The organism is Bradyrhizobium sp. SYSU BS000235 (genome assembly GCF_049747295.1).
Classification (GTDB): domain Bacteria; phylum Pseudomonadota; class Alphaproteobacteria; order Rhizobiales; family Xanthobacteraceae; genus Afipia.
Genome location: NZ_JBMHJM010000001.1, coordinates 4,368,187 through 4,384,982, shown reverse-complemented (window position 1 = coordinate 4,384,982; position 16,796 = coordinate 4,368,187). Strand labels below are relative to the sequence as shown.

The window sequence follows — 16,796 nt, the reverse complement described above, 5'->3', positions numbered from 1 at the left end:
CAAGGCGCCATCCCCGCGGTAGAAATCACTTGCTCCCGTGGATGAACGCTTTCATTTCCTCCGGGGTCAGCTTGCCATCTCGATTGGCGTCCATTGCCTTGAAGATCCGTTCATGAGCTGCCTGAAACTCCTGCAGCGAGATAGTCCCATCACCGTCGGCATCCATCAGCGCGAACATCATACGCATCGTAAAGGGCGTTCCCATCGGATTCCCGTGCATCATGCCGTGCGCCATCATAGGCCCGCCCATGCCGCGGCCCATCGTGCCCGCTTGTCCCATCGTGCGCGGGCCTCCCGGACCCATCGGATCGAATTGCATGTGTTGCTCATCGCCTTGCGGTGTCATTCGGTCCTGCGCGGTCGCACCGGCAACGCCGTACGCCAGAACGAGAGCGGATATCGTGAGTTTGAGAACGCGCGTAGACATTTGAGCCTCCTGAGAAAGCAGGCACCCCGGTTCGACCAATTCCGCATGCGTGAGTTTGATCCATCACGGCTTTGGCCCACGCAACTGTGATCGACGACAACAGCTGGTCTGACGATTCCCGAGGCCAAGGCGTGTGGCGGGATGATTTGCGACGGTCATGACGGCTGTGGTCTTGACGGAGCGGGATTATCACTGACACATGATCCGCCGCGGGCAGAAAGGCAGCGCGCAGCCTCGGCTTCAATCGCCCGCAGGCCGCGCGCCCCTGAACCTCCCTCATTGCACGTCCCTCAATGAGCGGTACCCATGAGACCGAGTTCCTTCCGGACCGCGGCGGCGGAATTTCCCACCTTCTCCACCGTTTTCGCCAACTGCTCCCGGCTGACGCCGAGGTGCTTCGTCCAATACTTCACCTCGTAGTCTTCACTGAGATTGATCCGGCTGCGGTCCGGTTGGCCCCTCTTGTCCCGGTTGTCCATCCTTGACATCCTCCACGCTGTGTTGAAACGGCACTCGTTTGTTTTCTGTCCGCCGCATTCGCGCGGTGCATCCATCTGAAATTCAAAACGACGATGGGGTTTATCCGTTCCGCGCAGCCTTGACTGACGCACACGCCAATTTGCACACAACATCGCGATTAGATCTCGGCCCGAACCTGAGCAGACGTCAGCCGCGGTGCGGCGTGCACGGTCGGCGGAACGACGTGGCCTTACACGGGTTTTTATCTGACATGCGGACCGGCAAGAGCAGCGGCGGAGAGCGAAGCGTTATGGCGAGATCACCTTCCCTTCTACCACGCAGACCGCTCGGCTTCATCGCGGCGCTGCTGGGGTCCTACAGTTCGGATGTGCGCGGCTGGCTCGGTCGCCTTTCGACGAAATATGCGCTGGGGACCGCGTTCGTCTTCGCAGGCGCGATAGCCATTCTCGGCGCATTAGCTGTGGCACTGGCCGCGTTGTTCCGATGGCTCGAACTCAACTATGGCGAGGTGTACGCTTATGGCGGTGTCTTCGGCTTACTGTTCGTCGTCGGCGTCGTCGCCGTGGTCACGGGATTGATGACCTTCAAGCGCCGCACACCGGCCTTCCCCAAAGGCGAACAGCAGATGCACGCACTCTCAACAACCGTCAACGCCACCGCGGATCGCACCGCGCGCATCATCTCGGTACGGGCCTCCAGCCGCCCCGACGCGTTGACAACGCTGCTTGCAGGGTCCGCCGCCGCCGTTCTTGCCGGCTGGCTGTTCAAGGCGCGGCGCCGATCGTCACGGATGAATGATTGATGGTTCGGCAACGCTCACGCCTCCCCGGAAAGGTGCTCCTGACAGCCTCGTCGATCCTCGCGCTCGCCGCGGCTTATCGCCATTTCCTGGCGGGATCAGTCCTCATCGCCCTCCCCGCTAAGGCCGTCATCCCTGCGAGGCTGCCCGATGCCGCGCAGTTGAACGTCGAACGGATCTCCCCGGAGCGGGCGTCCCGCGCGTCCGGGTCATCCCAATCCGCATCATCGACGTCCGATCGCGGACGCCATGCCACGCGGCCATGGCAGATTCCACTGCGCGGCTGGCGCGACATTTTCGTCCGGACCTATCAGCAGATCGACGAAGACCGCTTGCTGGCGACGGCCGCAGGCGTGGTGTTCTATGGACTGCTCGCGATCTTCCCGGCGATCACCGCGTTGGTGTCGAGTTATGGACTGTTCGCCGACACGTCGACGATCTCCGCCAATCTGCAAAGCCTTGCGGTAATGCTGCCAGAAGGCACCTTCAGCATCGTGCAGGATCAGATCAGCCGCGTGACGGCGCAGGCGCCATCACGACTTGGGGTGTCGTTCGCGATCGGCCTTGCGATTGCAGTGTGGAGTACGAACGCAGGTATGAAAGCGGTGATCGAAGCGCTGAATGTGGTCTATGACGAACGCGAGAAGCGCGGCTTCTTCAGGCTCAACGCAACATCGCTGCTGCTCACCATCGGCGCCATCGTCTCGCTGCTCATCATGGTCGGCGCGGTGGTCGCAATTCCGCTCGCGTTGGAGCGGTTGGGTCTTGGTGCACAGACTGAGGCCATCGTCAGATGGAGTCGCTGGCCGGTGATCGTGGTGCTCCTGCTTGTCGCACTCGCCGTGCTCTACCGGCTCGGGCCGAGCCGCACCGAAGCGCGATGGGAATGGCTGAGCCCCGGCGCAACGCTGGCCGCGGTGCTGTGGCTCGCAGGCTCTGCGCTGCTGTCGTGGTACCTGTCGAACTTCGCAAACTACAACGCCACTTATGGTTCGCTCGGCGCGGTCATCGGCCTGATGATGTGGATGTGGATGTCGGCGATCATCGTTCTGAGCGGCGCCGAGCTCAATTCGGAAATCGAGCATCAGACAGCGGCCGACACCACCGAAGGCCGCGCAAAGCCGCTCGGCACCCGCGGTGCTGTCGCGGCGGATTCGGTCGCCCCCGCGCCTTCGTCATAAGCCACACCTTACCAATTGTACCGCACCACGCCCTTGCCGGCGTAGCTGCGCGTCACGTCGGAAAACTCGCCTTCGAACGTCGCGGCCACCGACCAGCCGTTCATCCAGCTCACTTCCGCAGACGCAGTTGTAAGAGCCGCATCAGGCGCGAGCGCTGCGCCGTTCACGACGAACGAAGCACCGGGCAGCGACTGGAAGGTGGCACTGACAGCACTGTTCGGATTGAAGTCGTGCGCCCAGGCCGCGCGGCCGCGCAGGGTGAGCACTGCGCCATCGAGCGCATAAGACTTGTCGGTGCGAAGACCCAGCTCGCTGCGTGTTGCTGTGGACGTGTTCGCGCCGTAGGCCAACGCGAAGGTGTTGTTGCCGGTGACCGCCTGTTCGGCATAGGCCGGCAGTTCAAATGCGGTGACTTGCACAGCGGCATAAGGCGACACACCGAGACCACCAAACCACGGCTGCAGGAAGCGATGACCGACTTCAAGGCGGCCGGAGTAGCTGTTGGTGTTGAACTCGGCCTTGAGATGATCGACGCCCGCCACCGTGACGTAACGATCCGTTTTCACATCCTGCCAGCCGTAAGCCGCAGATGCCGTCAGATACGTCGCGCCGATGTTGTGCCGCACGAAGGCGCCGAGCTGGAACATGTCCGAGCGTCCGGTGCCGCCGTTGACAACGGAGTAATTCGTGCCGCCGCCCGACAGAGCAAAGCCTGCGATCGTATCCGGCGAGAAATTGTAATCCGCGCCAACCGCAACACCATAGATGTTGCTCGACGACGTATTGGTGCCAGCAACTGCATTGCCGTCGGTGGTCTGCGATCCGCCATAGCCCATCGCCCATGTGCTCCAGCGCTGAACAAAGGACTGCGGTGGCGCCTTGGTGAAGGACGCAAACGCATCGCGCGGATTGTTCGAACGCTTAGCTGCATAGGCCATCGCTTCGTCGGCGTAGCCGCTCGCACCAGCACCACCGCTCACGCCGCCGCGACCTGCCGCGGTCGGATCGCTCATGATATTCATGAACTGCGTCGAGGCCTGCGCGCTCGTTCCCTGCGCGCTGCCACCGATTTCGCCGGAGACTTGTGTGAGCCCTTGCGGCGTCAGGCCACCGAACGCCATCGGAATGCCGGTGTGGCTATTGGCGTAATTGGTGATGGCGTTGCCGACATTACTCTGGTTGGCGGGTAACCCGTTGTTCCCCCCGCCCGACGATGGCGGCATGATGTCCAGCGCCAGATCGAGATAGGCTTTGGTCTTGGCCACGTCATAGCTCAGGGAGGTTTTGAAGCCCGACGGCAGGTTGGTGTTGATCACCGCAGCGTCGAACTCGCCGGTGATGCTGCCCGCGGTCAGAATGGTGTACTGCTTGACGACGTAACTGCCGCTGGCGAAGTTGGCATTGACGGTTGCGCCGTTCAGCGTCGCCGAGCCGGTGACGTTGGCAAAGCTCGATGTCGTTGGATTGAGGAACACTTTATAAAACGCACCCGACTGCATCGCGAGGCTGTCCACCATCATCGACGAGCCCAGTGTGCCATTGCCCGGCGTGCCGTTGCCCGGTGCGAACGTGCCGCCTGCATTCACGTGCACGGTGCTCGCGGGACCGGTGCCCGCAAGCGTGCCCGTGCCGCTCACGGTGATCAGCGACGCATTCGCCAACGAGTCCTGCACGAACAGCGTGCCGCCGCTGATCGCGACATCGCTGGTCCAGCCGCTGCTATTGGTCAAGGTCCAGGTCGACGAGCCGCTCTTCGACAGATGCGAGAAGCCCTGATACTGGCTCGTGTTGAGCTGTGTGAGATCGAATGTGCTGCTCACCGTGCCGCCGAGCTGGAACGTGTCGCTGCCGGTGCCCACCACATTGCCGGTAACGCTTGAACCCGCCCACATCTCATAGACGTTGTTGCCGCCGGTAAACGTCACCGCATTCGCGCGTGTGGTGCCGTCACCGCCCAATCCGCCGCTGATGCTGCCGTTGTTGACGACGGTGATATCCGGGCCGATGATGCCGACGCCGCCGTCGCCGCCGTTGCCACCTCCGTTCAAACCTCCGGAAGCCGAACCGCCGGCGCCACCATGACCGCCGGTGACCACGCTGTTGATCGTCACCGTGCCAGACCGCGCCGAAACCCCGGCGCCCCCAACGCCTCCGCCTCCGCCGTGGGCTAAACCCCAATCATCGGTTACAGCCGAACCGCCTGCGCCGCCATCACCGCCGGTAACCGCCGCGTTGATCGTCACTGTGCTGGATTGCGCCGAAACCCCGGCGGCACCGGCGCCTCCGGTTCCTCCCCGGGCTTCAGCCTGATGGCTTGCAGCCGCACCGCCTGCGCCGCCACCACCGGCGGTGACCGCCGCGTTGATCGTCACCGTGGCGGACTGAGCCAGCACACCGGCGCCTCCGTCACCAGCATTTCCGGCGAAGGCGTTTTGCGAATTGCCCGGAGCAGATGCTGCGCCGCCTGCGCCGCCTGCGCCGCCCATGACCGCGGCATTGATCGTCAGCGTCGCGCCGGATTGAGCCGATATGCCTGCGCCGCCTGTCCCTCCTGCGCCACCAATGGCAGAAGCAAATCCCGTTAGCGCAGTACCGCCTGCGCCGCCCCGCCCGCCCTTGATCTCCGCATTGAGGATCAATGTTGCGGCGTCGACGACGTACAATCCAACACCACCGGAGCCGCCACTGCCGGAGCGGTCGTTTCCGACGTTCAACTCCGCATCACCGCCATCGCCGCCGTTGCCGCCGGTTACATTGGCCGAAGCCGATAACGTACCGGCCAAGCCGGTAAAGACCACGCCATATCCGCCGGCACCGCCGCCGCCGCCTGCGGCAAACGACGGATAGATCATATCGCTGGCATCGCCGCCTCTGCCGCCGTTGCCCCCTGTCGTTGCCATCCCGGGAAGAATGGAGTCGACCCAGCCGTGCGCACCGCCGCCGCCACCGCCACTTGCGAAAGCATCCGCACCTGCAGCTCCCGGTGAGCTACCGCCCGCTGCCGTGCCACCTTGCGTATTGGTACCGCCCTGACCACCGGTCGCGCCCGCACCGCCACCGCTGCCGCCGTTGCCGTACCTGGCACCGTCACTGGCATCACCGAGGTCTGCTGGCGCACCATTCCCGCCGGTGCCCGTGATCGAATCCGTTCCTCCGACGATACTCCCCTCCTCGGCGCTGCCGCGGCCGCCATCGGCGAGAGCCGGCATCGCCAGCAGCACACTCGTCAGCGCAACGCTCAGGCACCCGGCGCGGCAGAGGCGCAGCAGCGCCGTGCTGTTCATGAGGGATGAGAAAGAAAATGCATGCTGCCGGGCGTGCAATGTCCCGACCTTCCGACTTCCAAACGTCACAGCGCCGCCCCGAACCGCCTCACCGTATGGGTCGTCTTTGACCCCATCGGCTCATTCCAATCAGGCCCATCCACATGGTCCCACGGTGTGTGTGGTAGCCGAGTGACACTCGACAAGCTACGCCAAGTGCGGTCCCGATCGCGTTATCACCGCCCGGTTGTAACGAATCCAGACGAGTGTGGCGGCGATACACTCCGTTTGCACGGAATGAGAGGGTTTGTTTGCGCTAAGTGAGAGTCTTTGTGACAAGCATCAAAAGACATCAGGAAATTTCAGAAGATATCAGGAGCGAGACCGGGCGCCCTCCTATCTATTTAATGGGTCGCGTGTCCCCCGATTCTACCCCACCGCGCGGCACTGAGTTAGAAAAAGCCTTCCAAGATCGCACATCGACGAACCCGCCGCCTCGTCCAGGACGGCGGGTTCGTCAATGAGTGTCACGCCGCCAGCGCCTCGGCGTTGACTGCGGTCTTGGCGAGCTTCGTCAGCGTCTGATCGGTGGTCTTTTCCTCCGCCAGCGTTTCCTTCAAAAGCTTGCTGGCATTGGTCAGCCCCAGTTCGTCGGCCCAGGTGATCAGCGTGCCGTAGCGCGAGATCTCGTAGTGCTCCACCGCCTGTGCCGCCGCGAGCAGCCCGGCATCGAGCGCGGGCGCGCCCTTGTACTCGGACATGATCTCCTTGCCCTCGTCGAGGATGCCCATGATGGCATCGCAGGTCTTGCCCTGTGGCCGCGCCTCGATTTCCTCGAACACGGCCTCCAGCCGCTCGACCTGACCTTCCGTTTCCTCGAGGTGCTTTTCAAAAGCCGCGCGAAGTTCCGCGCTGTGTGCCGCCTTGGCCATCTTGGGCAGCGCGCTCATGATCTTCTTTTCGGCGAAGTAGATGTCCTTGAGGGTATCGTGGAACAGATCCTGAAGGGTCTTTGTCTTGGTCATGGAAAGCTCCTGTTGGAAGGGACTTTCGCATAATCACGAAGACGCGATGGTGTTCCTGTGCCTGAAAACTTGTCGCAGACGGCCGCTGATGCGGGGCTCGTCAGAGCGCCGCCGTCGCCACCACCTTGGCCAGCACCTGTTCCCGCCGCGCGAGTGACCGGCACCCTTTCAGCGTCGAGGAGAAACGCTCAAGCAGGCCGTCTTCGAAAGCCGAGACGATGGTCTCGTGAACGTAGCTCTTCCGACAGATCGCCGGCGTGTTGGCGAGTTCGTCTGCCGCGGCGCGCACGGCGTCGAGCACCTGACGCCGACGCCCGCGTGCGCTCTCCGCCGGCACGACGCGGGCCAAGGATTCAAGAACGGCGGCGGATGCCATCAGGGTGCGGAAATCCTTCAGCGAGATGTTGATCCCGGCGAGCTGCCGCAGGAACTGATTGACCTGCGACGCATTCACCTGCCGGACCTGCCCCTCCTCGTCGCGATATTGAAACATGCGTCGCCCAGGCAGTCCCTTCAGGATATCGATGGCGCGAACGAGACGCGTTGCGTCGCATTCCTTGCGCACCGATTTGTTGCCCTTCCCGCGGAACGACAGCACAATGCAATCGTCTTCGATCGACACGTTGGACTTCAACAAGGTGGTGGCGCCGCGCGTGCCGTGAATCCGTGCGTAAGATTCGTTTCCCGGCCGAATGGCGGTGCGCGCGATCAACTCGATCACGGCAGAGAGCGCGAATTCCTTTGTCGGCGCGTCGCCGGAGAGATGGCGCGCCACCGCACGGCGAATCCGCGGCAGGGCATCGACGAGCTTCGCCAGCCGCCTTGCCTTTCGCGCTTCCCGCACCTTCTCCCAGTCCGGGTGATAGCGGTACTGCAAGCGGCCCGCAGCATCGCGGCCGACCGCCTGCAGATGCGTCATGGCATCGCTCGAATAGCGCACCTCGATGTAAGCGGGAGGGACGGCCAGCGCATTCAAGCGCGCGACAATGGTCTTCTTTCGGATCGCGCGCCCGTCCGAGGTCACAAACGAGAAGCTCCTGCCGCGCTTCACGCGCCGGATTGAAAGCGTGCTCTGATGGCAGAGCGTGAGCCCAAGCTTTTTCGCCAGCCTGATGACGCCGGCCGGATACACGACCTCGCGGGCGTCGCTCTCTGCAATTTCATGCGCTTGCGCGCGGAATGACTGCCCGTCCATGGTGTTTTGACCTCTGCCAATGACAAGCGAGGAGAAGCCATCTTGGTTCCTTCGCCCCTCAGGCGAGATAATTCAGTGACTTGAACACGCACGGGCTGCGTGGCACGGTGATGCATTCGGTTCTTACATTCGTTCTTGCATTCAATTTTCGAGTTCGTTCAAGTTTTCGATGATTTTTCAAGCGTCCCAACATAGGACGGGAAATCTTTTCAGCGCGTGTTGTGCACGATCTGACCGAGACCTAGCATCCCGCGCGAAATGACATTGGGAGTGCCAGCGATGCTTGAGTTTTGTCTTCTGACGCTAGCTGGCTTGATCCTGATTTGCGGGGCACAGGTCGAACAGCTCGAAGAGCGGCAGCGACAAGAGCTGGCGGCATCGGCAGATGAGATGGCGCCGCAAGCGCGATGGTGGCTCGCGCGCAATCTGCTCCGATAGTTCCCGTGTCCGTCCGAAATTTTTCCACTCGACTTCAAAATCAACCCCTGCAAGAATTTGCGTGTCCAGCGGGCTCGTGGCCGTTCGGTGCGGCCGTCGCTCCCGCCCCCAGCAAGCGGAGGTGCGCCATGAAAAATCAATTTCAATCGCCGCTTCGTGAACGGCTGCGCGAATTCGCACTATCCTTTCGCGAGAAATCATCCATCTCCCGCATCAAGACCAAAAAGCCGACACTGAACCCCGCGCCCATAAATCCCGCGCCAATGACGCGCATCAAGGGCTGGCTAAATGCGCATGATCTGCTGCCACCGAAAGGGCGGCGCTGAGCGGCAGGCGGACGCGGTGTCTCGATGTGTCGGGAGCCAGGCGCTCATATTCCGTCGCCATCAGTGGCGAAGAAACGATGAAGTCGGCGGACGCGCGATTGCAGGCGACTGGGATATTCCACACCACGATGATGCGAAGGAGCGCTTTCACATCGGCGTCGTGCGGGTGAGACTGCAAAGGGTCTGAAAAGAAAACCACAAAGTCGATTTGGCCTTCCGCGATTCGGGCGCCGATCTGCTGATCTCCTCCCAACGGCCCGCTTTCCAGCAGCGTCACTTTCAGCCCGAGCCTCGTCTTCAGCAACTGACCGGTCGTCCATGTGGAATACAGAGAGTGTCGGGCCAATAGTTTGCGGTTCAACTTTGCCCACGCGACCAGTTCTTCCTTTTTGTTGTCGTGTGCGACTAAGGCAATCGTCTTCCTGCTCGGCATCGCAATGGTCTTTTGCATCATTTGCCTCCGGTCGAACATCCATGCAACTCAATCAATACAACTCACCGCCACATCCAGGATCATCGCGAGCCAATCCGGGAAAGAATCAAATCGGCATCTTCGGTCGACGTGTCCGGAGCGACCACGATGACGCCGTACGGACGGACGTAGGCGGCGAGCCGCAACAAGCTGGTGCTGACGCCTTGGCGAAAGAGACTCAGCCGAACAACCACGGCATCGAACCGTTCAGGGGGAACGAAGGTGTTGAGATCGGCAGTGACAAAGCGCATCCAGTAGCATTGACCGGCGACTGTCGCGCGCCTTTCTGCGATGTCGATGGCTGCCGCCGATTGGTCGATTCCGACCACGAGACCGGCCGGACCAACTAGGTCCGCGATCGCAAGCGAGGCATCACCGACTCCGCATTCGAGATCGAAGACACGCATGCCGTGCTCAATACCGCATCGTTTCAAAACGTCTTCGCCAAGATTCACCGCCGCGATGACACGAAGTCCGGCGGGCGTCACTTCAACTCCGGGAGTACCAACTTCAGGATCACTCAGCTTCGAGGCAGCAGCGTTGACTGTTGCGACTTGCATATCGAACTTTTTGAAGAGTTTACGCATTGGCTTCTCATTCGATTTGGGATGGGCTTCAGTTTTCAATTTCGAACCTTGAACAGCGACGAACGCTTGAGAACTTCCATTCTGGCCGGCGCAGCGAGCGACAATTCCTCGGCGCCGGCAGCGGCACTAAAGCCGCCGTCCTTGTTTCTAGGTCATCCGGTTGCGGATAGATTGGAAAAATCAGACTCGCAGATGCAGTAAGTGGCGCGTTGTCGTTGAGCCAACGGTGACGACGCGCCGCGCCGCTCTGCATCGGCTAGCGATCCTCTGATCTCTGAGAATTTGTCTCATTCGTCATGAGAACGACAAGCGCCCGCGCCGGTGCGACAGTGCTGGCGTTCTTGGTGACGATATTGTTTGCGATGGCGGACTCAACCCATGTTTGACCGGGACGATATGTGCCCATCCCCGCGTCCCAGGCCTGCGCGCGAATCTCGCCCGACAGCACGTGAACCAGGACATATCCCGCGGTCGGCGATCGATGCAGAACCGCCGAACCGCCCGGGAGATAGTCGACAATGAACGCCGAAAGACATGGCTCATGCAGATGAACTGTCCGCTTGAACGATAGAAGGGCCACAGTTGCCTTTGTCCCCACAGGGTGATCGGGAGGAAGCCCGGAGGTGACGGTGGCCGAGTTTCCGTCATGCATACCGAAAATGATGTTGGGGTCGGAGCCGCTCGAAACGTTGGTCGCGACGAATAGAAACACCGCCGAGAAAAGCATGGTGAGAACGGCTTCTGCACCGCGCGATTTCGCGCTTCGCCGCACCAGCAGGCGAGTGACGTTCGTCTCAGATGCTTCCACGCCGTCGCCCTGCCCGCTTTTGAATTCGGCTTCCGATGGCTGGACCATGTGTGCTGTTCCCGCAACTCAGTGACGGAGCGTCGTGGCGTCAATCACGAGGGAGACGACGTCCCACTCCAGCGCAATCGCATCCGGTCCGTTGTTGTGCGAAGTTCTACGGATGCAGAAAGCGGAAGGATTGAAAAAACCGGACTCCCGGTTGGGCTCTCCGCGGCTGGTTCTCGCCCTTTTGGGCTGCCGCAATGTCGCCATCCGCCGGTTTCGCCTGTAATCGAAATCCACGCGTTCGGTAGTCGCCGTGTAACCGCGTTCCCCGAAACTGGATCGGGTTAGATCACCTTTCTCAGAACATCGTCGTCAGCAACAAGTCTTGGTCCGTGAAGGAGAGCTCGGCATCGGCTCGGCGCGCTTCACGCGAATGATGGAGCGTCTCACGCCGGTCAGAGACAGCCAAACCCGAACTGTGGACCAGCCAGGAGGGATACATGACATTATCGGCGTGGCAGGAGCAGTCTGCACCGCGACCAATGCGTTGTCCGCAACACGGGGAGAAATCGGGCGCCACCGTTGAGCAGCCCCAAATGCCGAAACCTCACAAGCTCATCCAGGCACATCCCGCGTTGGCGGATATTGTCGAGCAGATCCTGGATTGGGACGTTCCCGATGAAAAAGTGGCGCGCGCATTCAGGCCCAGGGCATTGCCCAGCACCACCCCCTATCTCATCGCGCAATATCGCGTGCCGATACGGTCGGACCGGCATTTCGGCTCCGCCGGTTATCGGCATCGACGGTACGGGCACGTGATGACCGCGCTCGAGACCGGCGTCGTAACGGTACGGCCATGCGGCCCGCTCGGCGTTGTCATCGTTCGCCTCAAGCCGGAAGCCACCGCTCGCCTCGTTGGCTGCGAGCTGCAGGGTTTCATCAATGAAAAGATTGATCTGGGCGATGTCTTCAAGGCGAGCGAGGTGTCGCTGCTGGAAGAGATGCTGATGGAAGCTCCGGACAGCGCCACGCGCTTTGCGCGCATGGAAAGTTTCTTGCTGCAAAACCTACGCCAGTCCCGGGCGGACGCCGTCGTATGCAAGGCTGCACAATGTTTGCGACGCACCCCCTCACTGCGCGTGCGGGGCCTTGCGGCGCAATTGGATGTCTGTGAACGGCATTTGTCGCGCTGCTTTCGGGCGATGTTTGGGGCTAGTCCGAAGCAGTTTGCACGCGTCGCACGTATCGAGAAGATTCTGACGATGCGGCAGGCAGGCTTTGCCTGGGCGGATATCGCTTATGCCTGCGGCTTTGCCGACCAGGCACACATGATCAACGATTTCGACGCCATTGTCGGACAGACTCCGCAGCAGCTTTTCCGAACAACCGTTCTTGATCACGACTGCCAGGCATTCGAGCGGACCGACCAATTGCCTGCCCCACTTTTGTCGCGTGCTGATGCCGCCGCGCACGGCTTGGAGGGCATGCGGTAACACCCCCGTTCGGAGGGCTGGTTCCGCCGGGAACCCCAGGAACGTGTGCGGAGCCCGCACGTTGGCTCCGTATGTCAGATTCAACCGACTATCTGCTGGCGCACGCGAGACGGACGATCATGGAAGCCCGCGCCCTTCCGCCCGGCCCTTCCAGATTTTGGCTGCGCCATATCGGACGCATCTATCACCTGCTCGCGAAGCAAGGCGCCTACACCAACATCGAGTTTCTCGAGGACTATCGTCTTGCGAGAAAGGCGGAAGAAGAGCTGCGCCCGCACCTCATGCTCGTCTGAGCGCCGACTTTGGTCCTATCAAAAAAAGCTGTCTGCGCAGGAACGAGCACTCCGCATAGACGTTGATAATTGCTGGTATGATCAGGGAGAAATCCGACCGAAGTATCAGCAACTAAGCCCCGTCAGCTTACTTCGGTAACTGGCGGGGTTTTAATTTGAGAAGCGCATAGGATTGAAGAGGCCGGGCTTGAGGAGGCTCGCATGTACGCACTCTTTAAGGACCACAAGCAGATCGGCTCCGCCTTCGGGACGGAAAAGGAGGTCTGGGAGGCTGCTCTCATCGACGGGCTGGTTACCGACGTCCCAATACCCGATGACGAAGATCGGATTATCTCAGCCGGTTACCACGTTGCAATAGTTAAGGACGTCGACCTGTCGCGGGGCGATGGATGCCATAAGCCTTACGCGTCGAGACGTTGACCGCACGCCATACAAGCCGCGAGGCCGGCGCCCGCCTCATTTCTCTGCCTTGTCTCCGCCGCCGGGCTTGTATCCGTCGTTGAGTGTCTGCAGGAACGCGATGATGTCGGCCTCCTCCTGCCCCGTCATCGCCGGCGTCTCGCCAAGGAGACGATCGAACGGCGGATCGATCACATCGACATTAGCGTGGTATTGCACGGGAATGTCGTTGAACTGCTGCACCGAGCCGTCCGCCGCACGCGGATAGACCTTCTCCGGATTCGTATCGCGGAAATTATAGAAATCGAGCACTTCCTGCAGGGTGCGGAACACGCCATTGTGGAAGAAGACGTGTCGTATCGCGGTGTTGCGCAGCGTCGGCGTCAGGAACATGCCGCAATACTGCTTCTGGTCCGCGATATCGGTACGAAAGGGCCCGCATACGCCGAGATCGAAATAAGCCGGATCCTTGTTGTCGGCCAGTGCCGTATTGCGCGGCGCGCCGAGCGCCTCGTATTGATGGTCAGTGAACAGCGGCGGTAGATTGTCCTTGCTCGGCTTGCTCACGTGGCAGCCGGCACAGTTCGCTTTGTCCGGATCGTTGAACAAGTTGTAACCGCGCATTTCGCTTGCGCTAAGGCGCGCCTTGCCTTCCAGCCAGTAATCGTACTTGCTGGTGTAGGGATGGAAGCTCGGCTCTTCGATCTGGTAACGCGCAACCGCAAACATCGCCTCGGAGACCAACAGCTGCGGACTCTTGAAAACACTCTCGCCGAACAGTTCGGTGAAGCGTTTCGCGTAAGCTGAATCGCGCAGCTTCGTCGCCACCAGCTCGATACTGCCGCCGTCCATCTCGCGCGGATCGAGCAGCGGGAGGCTGGCCTGCGCCTGCAATGTATCGGCGCGACCGTCCCAAAACTGGCCGCCTTGCGGCACGATGTTGACCGCGGATTGTGCCGTCTGTGTCGCGGTCTTTCTCGCGCGCCTGGACTTCTGACCGATCGCAGCCTTCTGCGCCAAGGCCATCGGCTCGTCGTTCTCTTCCTCTTCAGGGCCGATGCTGAAGCTCGGCTCCCGCTCGTGATAGGTGAGCGAAGGAACGGCGCGCGCGCCTTGGCGCGACAGCGTGGGGCCGCCGAACATGGCCGGGCCGTCTATCGGCGGACCGTAGGCATGCTCCGGGCTATGACACGACGCGCAGGACAGCTTGCCCGAAGAGGACAGGTTCGCGTCGTAAAAAACCTTCTGGCCGAGCTGCGCCATCGCAGACAAGGGCGCGGCGTGAGGACGGACGAGTTGGATCGGGTGTGGGTTCTCGCCGACCGAATCTTGAGGTTCGGCGGCGAAGACGGCGCCGGCCAGACTAAGGCCGGCGCCAAGGAGCCACACGATGCGGCTGTGTTGCATCATGCTGCAATCAGTGGCCGCGAGCGAGGCCGTTGTTCGCCGCCGCCGTCTCAACGCCGGTCGACGGATCGAGCGTGAGCACGGGGGCGCGGTGGCCATTGCCGTTCTGGAAGTCGAACATGTCCAGGATCGAGCCGGCTTGGGCATCGAGCGAGCCGGCGCCGATACGACGACCGTTCAGCCAGTTGTCCTCGATGAAGCGGACGACGGACGCCTGCGAAATGCGGGCGTGGCTGATGTAGTTCTGCTTCGCGAAAGGCGAGATCACGATGAAGGGCACGCGGGTGCCGGGACCGCAGCGGCCGTTCACCGGTTTGCCGTTAACGCCCATCGGCAGCGGCTGCTGATTGATGCCGCGGCCGCACTGTCCGGGGCCGTTCACCTGATCGGCAGTTGCATCGTAGGACGCCGTGGTCGGGGTGGCATAAGCGTGATCGTACCATCCGTCGGAGTCATCGTAGGTGATGATGACGGCGGTGCTTTCCCAATCCGGCTGCTGCTGCAGGAAGTTGATCAGCTCGACGTTTCCGAACTGTTCATTGAGCGGGTCGGAGTTGCCAGCGTGGGCATCCTGGTAAGCCGGCATCTTGATGTACGAGACCGACGGGAAGTTGCCGGCCTTCACTGCATCGTAGAAGTCTTGCAGATCGTAGCCGTGATTGGCCGGATCGACGGCGCCGTTCAGCTTGGTGTAACCGACAGCTTCGATCGAACCCGGACGAGCATGCGTCGGATTGGCGGTCGACACATAATACTGGAACCAGGCGTGGTGCGGAATGTAGTCAGCCGGGCTGGAGCCGGTGACAGCGTTGAATGTCGAGCGCTTACAGTCGGTGGTGCCGTTTGCGTTCTTAGCAACGAGGCTGAAGCCGCCCATGAACGAGCCCCAGGTGAGGTTCGCAGCGTTCAGCAGGTCGCCGATGTTCTTGCCCGTCAGGATGCCTGCGGTCGTCTTGCTCGAGCAGACGTCGAAACCGGGATCGATGTCGCCGATCAGCGTCTGGCCGCCCGCTCCGTCAGCGATGACGTTCGACGGCGACGAACCGACGATGAACTGCACGCCGTTGGTCTGGCCGGAGATCACGTTGATCGCACCGTTTGTCGATGGACCGTAGCCGTCGGTGTACGCGTTGTCGCTCATCGCGAACTTCTGCGCGTAATTCCACATCGCGGTCACGGTGTTACCGTCGAAGTAGCCCATCACCTGGCCCTTGGTGCCGAACGCGCCGGCGCTGCCGCTGGTGCCACGCCCGGTAAACTTCGGGAAGAGATCGGCTTTGCCGTTGTCGTAGGCCTGTTGTTCAGCCGTATAGGCATGGTTCTGCGACTGAGTGTTCGCCTGCGAGCGATCGAGGCGGAACGGATTGGCGGCATCGGAGCCGTTCAGCGCGGGCGAGGAATTGCCGTTCATGGACAGCAGCGTCGGGTTCGCGATGAAATTGTTTGACTTCGGCGTGTTCGCAGCGCCCTGGAAGGCCGGCTCGCCCTGCGGATTGGTCGCATGCGGGTAAGTGCCAAAATAATGATCGTACGAGCGGTTCTCGCCGAAGATCACGACGAGATGCTTGATTGGCGTCGCGGTCTTGGCCGCGTTCTGCGGGCTGACCTGGGTATCATTTTTTGCGGCAAGCGAGCCGCTGACTCCAGCCGCGACAGCAATGATCGCGACGGTGGACAGGAGAATCTTTTTCATCTGGTCCTCGAAAAGAGATGGGCTTAGCGCGGCGCGTTTCTAACCGGCGGCAATGACGGTCATGTGTCAACATGTCGCATTACGATAATCCGCTCACAGCAAGCGCATCTTTTCGAAGAGGCCGGCGCGCTTCAGAGCAACGAGAATCGGCCGCGCGACATCACAGCGAGTCTTGGCGACAGGCTTGGCAATAACCCCGGCAACCGCCTCAGCAAGACTCCTGGACATAGACTTGCGCGCGACGAAATCGCTTTGACTGCGAGGACCCAGCGCCCGCATGCCGTTGATGATCGACGGCGCCTGGTATTCTTCGCTGCGAATTGCGAAGCTTTGATTTCAGAAAAAAGACACCGGGCTTCCAAAGACGAGATTCGTCTCTTTATGTCGCATTACGATGCTCTATTCGTTGCAAGCGCGAATTCTTGGACGACACCATCGCGCCCGGGAGCAACGAGAAGTCGCAACGCGGCATCGCAACACGCCTTGGCAATGACTTTTGGACAAATAAAGCTTGGACAATAGCGC

Annotated in this window: 16 protein-coding genes; 6 read left to right on the top strand and 10 right to left on the bottom strand. The window is 61.2% G+C overall.

Annotation, left to right across the window (positions count from 1 at the left end; translation table 11 throughout):
* Positions 1 to 25: 25 nt before the first annotated feature.
* Entirely contained in the window at positions 26 to 427 is a 402-nt protein-coding gene (locus ACP0KA_RS20480; RefSeq protein WP_424630559.1) for an EF-hand domain-containing protein, read from the bottom strand.
* Between the two features lie 290 nt (positions 428 to 717).
* Positions 718 to 906 carry a DUF3606 domain-containing protein gene (locus ACP0KA_RS20475; protein ID WP_424630558.1) on the bottom strand — a complete coding sequence of 63 codons (189 nt, stop codon included), beginning with the start codon at positions 904 to 906 and terminating at the stop codon, positions 718 to 720.
* Between the two features lie 290 nt (positions 907 to 1,196).
* On the opposite strand from ACP0KA_RS20475, the gene ACP0KA_RS20470 reads away from it, so the two are divergent.
* Positions 1,197 to 1,709 carry a hypothetical protein gene (locus ACP0KA_RS20470; RefSeq protein WP_424630557.1) on the top strand — a complete coding sequence of 171 codons (513 nt, stop codon included), beginning with the start codon at positions 1,197 to 1,199 and terminating at the stop codon, positions 1,707 to 1,709.
* Positions 1,709 to 2,887, top strand: a complete 1,179-nt coding sequence (locus ACP0KA_RS20465; protein WP_424630556.1) for a YihY/virulence factor BrkB family protein — start codon at positions 1,709 to 1,711, stop codon at positions 2,885 to 2,887. Before ACP0KA_RS20470 ends, ACP0KA_RS20465 begins: the two co-directional genes overlap by 1 nt.
* An 8-nt stretch (positions 2,888 to 2,895) precedes the next feature.
* Here ACP0KA_RS20465 and ACP0KA_RS20460 read toward each other — a convergent pair whose 3' ends face one another.
* The 3 genes from ACP0KA_RS20460 to ACP0KA_RS20450 form a co-directional block, all read right to left on the bottom strand.
* Positions 2,896 to 6,171, bottom strand: coding sequence for an autotransporter domain-containing protein (locus tag ACP0KA_RS20460; RefSeq protein WP_424630555.1), 3,276 nt, complete (start codon positions 6,169 to 6,171; stop codon positions 2,896 to 2,898).
* 506 nt (positions 6,172 to 6,677) lie between these two features.
* Positions 6,678 to 7,175 carry a ferritin-like domain-containing protein gene (locus ACP0KA_RS20455; protein ID WP_424630554.1) on the bottom strand — a complete coding sequence of 166 codons (498 nt, stop codon included), beginning with the start codon at positions 7,173 to 7,175 and terminating at the stop codon, positions 6,678 to 6,680.
* A 100-nt stretch (positions 7,176 to 7,275) separates the two neighbouring features.
* Entirely contained in the window at positions 7,276 to 8,370 is a 1,095-nt protein-coding gene (locus tag ACP0KA_RS20450; RefSeq protein ID WP_424630553.1) for a DNA topoisomerase IB, read from the bottom strand.
* Between the two features lie 279 nt (positions 8,371 to 8,649).
* Here ACP0KA_RS20450 and ACP0KA_RS20445 point away from each other — a divergent pair, with 279 nt between their 5' ends.
* Complete coding sequence (locus tag ACP0KA_RS20445; RefSeq protein WP_424630552.1) at positions 8,650 to 8,808, top strand: hypothetical protein; 159 nt, start codon at positions 8,650 to 8,652, stop codon at positions 8,806 to 8,808.
* A gap of 273 nt (positions 8,809 to 9,081) precedes the next feature.
* On the opposite strand, the gene ACP0KA_RS20440 is transcribed toward ACP0KA_RS20445, so the two are convergent.
* The 3 genes from ACP0KA_RS20440 to ACP0KA_RS20430 all read right to left on the bottom strand — a co-directional run bounded on the left by ACP0KA_RS20440 (position 9,082) and on the right by ACP0KA_RS20430 (position 11,049).
* Positions 9,082 to 9,567, bottom strand: coding sequence for a methylglyoxal synthase (locus ACP0KA_RS20440; RefSeq protein WP_424631672.1), 486 nt, complete (start codon positions 9,565 to 9,567; stop codon positions 9,082 to 9,084).
* An 80-nt stretch (positions 9,568 to 9,647) separates the two neighbouring features.
* Positions 9,648 to 10,193: a class I SAM-dependent methyltransferase gene (locus tag ACP0KA_RS20435; RefSeq protein WP_424630551.1), complete on the bottom strand. Its 546-nt coding sequence runs from the start codon at positions 10,191 to 10,193 to the stop codon at positions 9,648 to 9,650.
* 256 nt (positions 10,194 to 10,449) lie between these two features.
* Positions 10,450 to 11,049: a hypothetical protein gene (locus ACP0KA_RS20430; protein ID WP_424630550.1), complete on the bottom strand. Its 600-nt coding sequence runs from the start codon at positions 11,047 to 11,049 to the stop codon at positions 10,450 to 10,452.
* Between the two features lie 533 nt (positions 11,050 to 11,582).
* On the opposite strand from ACP0KA_RS20430, the gene ACP0KA_RS20425 reads away from it, so the two are divergent.
* The 3 genes from ACP0KA_RS20425 to ACP0KA_RS20415 all read left to right on the top strand — a co-directional run bounded on the left by ACP0KA_RS20425 (position 11,583) and on the right by ACP0KA_RS20415 (position 13,192).
* The gene (locus ACP0KA_RS20425) at positions 11,583 to 12,479 is read left to right on the top strand and encodes a helix-turn-helix transcriptional regulator (protein WP_424630549.1); all 897 of its coding nucleotides are present in this window, start codon (positions 11,583 to 11,585) and stop codon (positions 12,477 to 12,479) included.
* A gap of 71 nt (positions 12,480 to 12,550) precedes the next feature.
* On the top strand, positions 12,551 to 12,772 hold the full coding sequence (locus tag ACP0KA_RS20420) for a hypothetical protein (protein ID WP_424630548.1): 222 nt from the start codon (positions 12,551 to 12,553) through the stop codon (positions 12,770 to 12,772).
* Positions 12,773 to 12,973: 201 nt separating this feature from the next.
* Positions 12,974 to 13,192, top strand: a complete 219-nt coding sequence (locus tag ACP0KA_RS20415) for a hypothetical protein (protein ID WP_424630547.1) — start codon at positions 12,974 to 12,976, stop codon at positions 13,190 to 13,192.
* A 36-nt stretch (positions 13,193 to 13,228) separates the two neighbouring features.
* On the opposite strand, the gene ACP0KA_RS20410 is transcribed toward ACP0KA_RS20415, so the two are convergent.
* Together ACP0KA_RS20410 and ACP0KA_RS20405 are read right to left on the bottom strand one after the other, a co-directional pair.
* Positions 13,229 to 14,581 (bottom strand): cytochrome-c peroxidase, encoded by a 1,353-nt coding sequence (locus tag ACP0KA_RS20410; RefSeq protein ID WP_424630546.1) that lies wholly within the window; start codon positions 14,579 to 14,581, stop codon positions 13,229 to 13,231.
* A 7-nt stretch (positions 14,582 to 14,588) separates the two neighbouring features.
* Positions 14,589 to 16,271, bottom strand: a complete 1,683-nt coding sequence (locus ACP0KA_RS20405) for a phospholipase C (protein WP_424630545.1) — start codon at positions 16,269 to 16,271, stop codon at positions 14,589 to 14,591.
* Positions 16,272 to 16,796 lie beyond the last annotated feature (525 nt).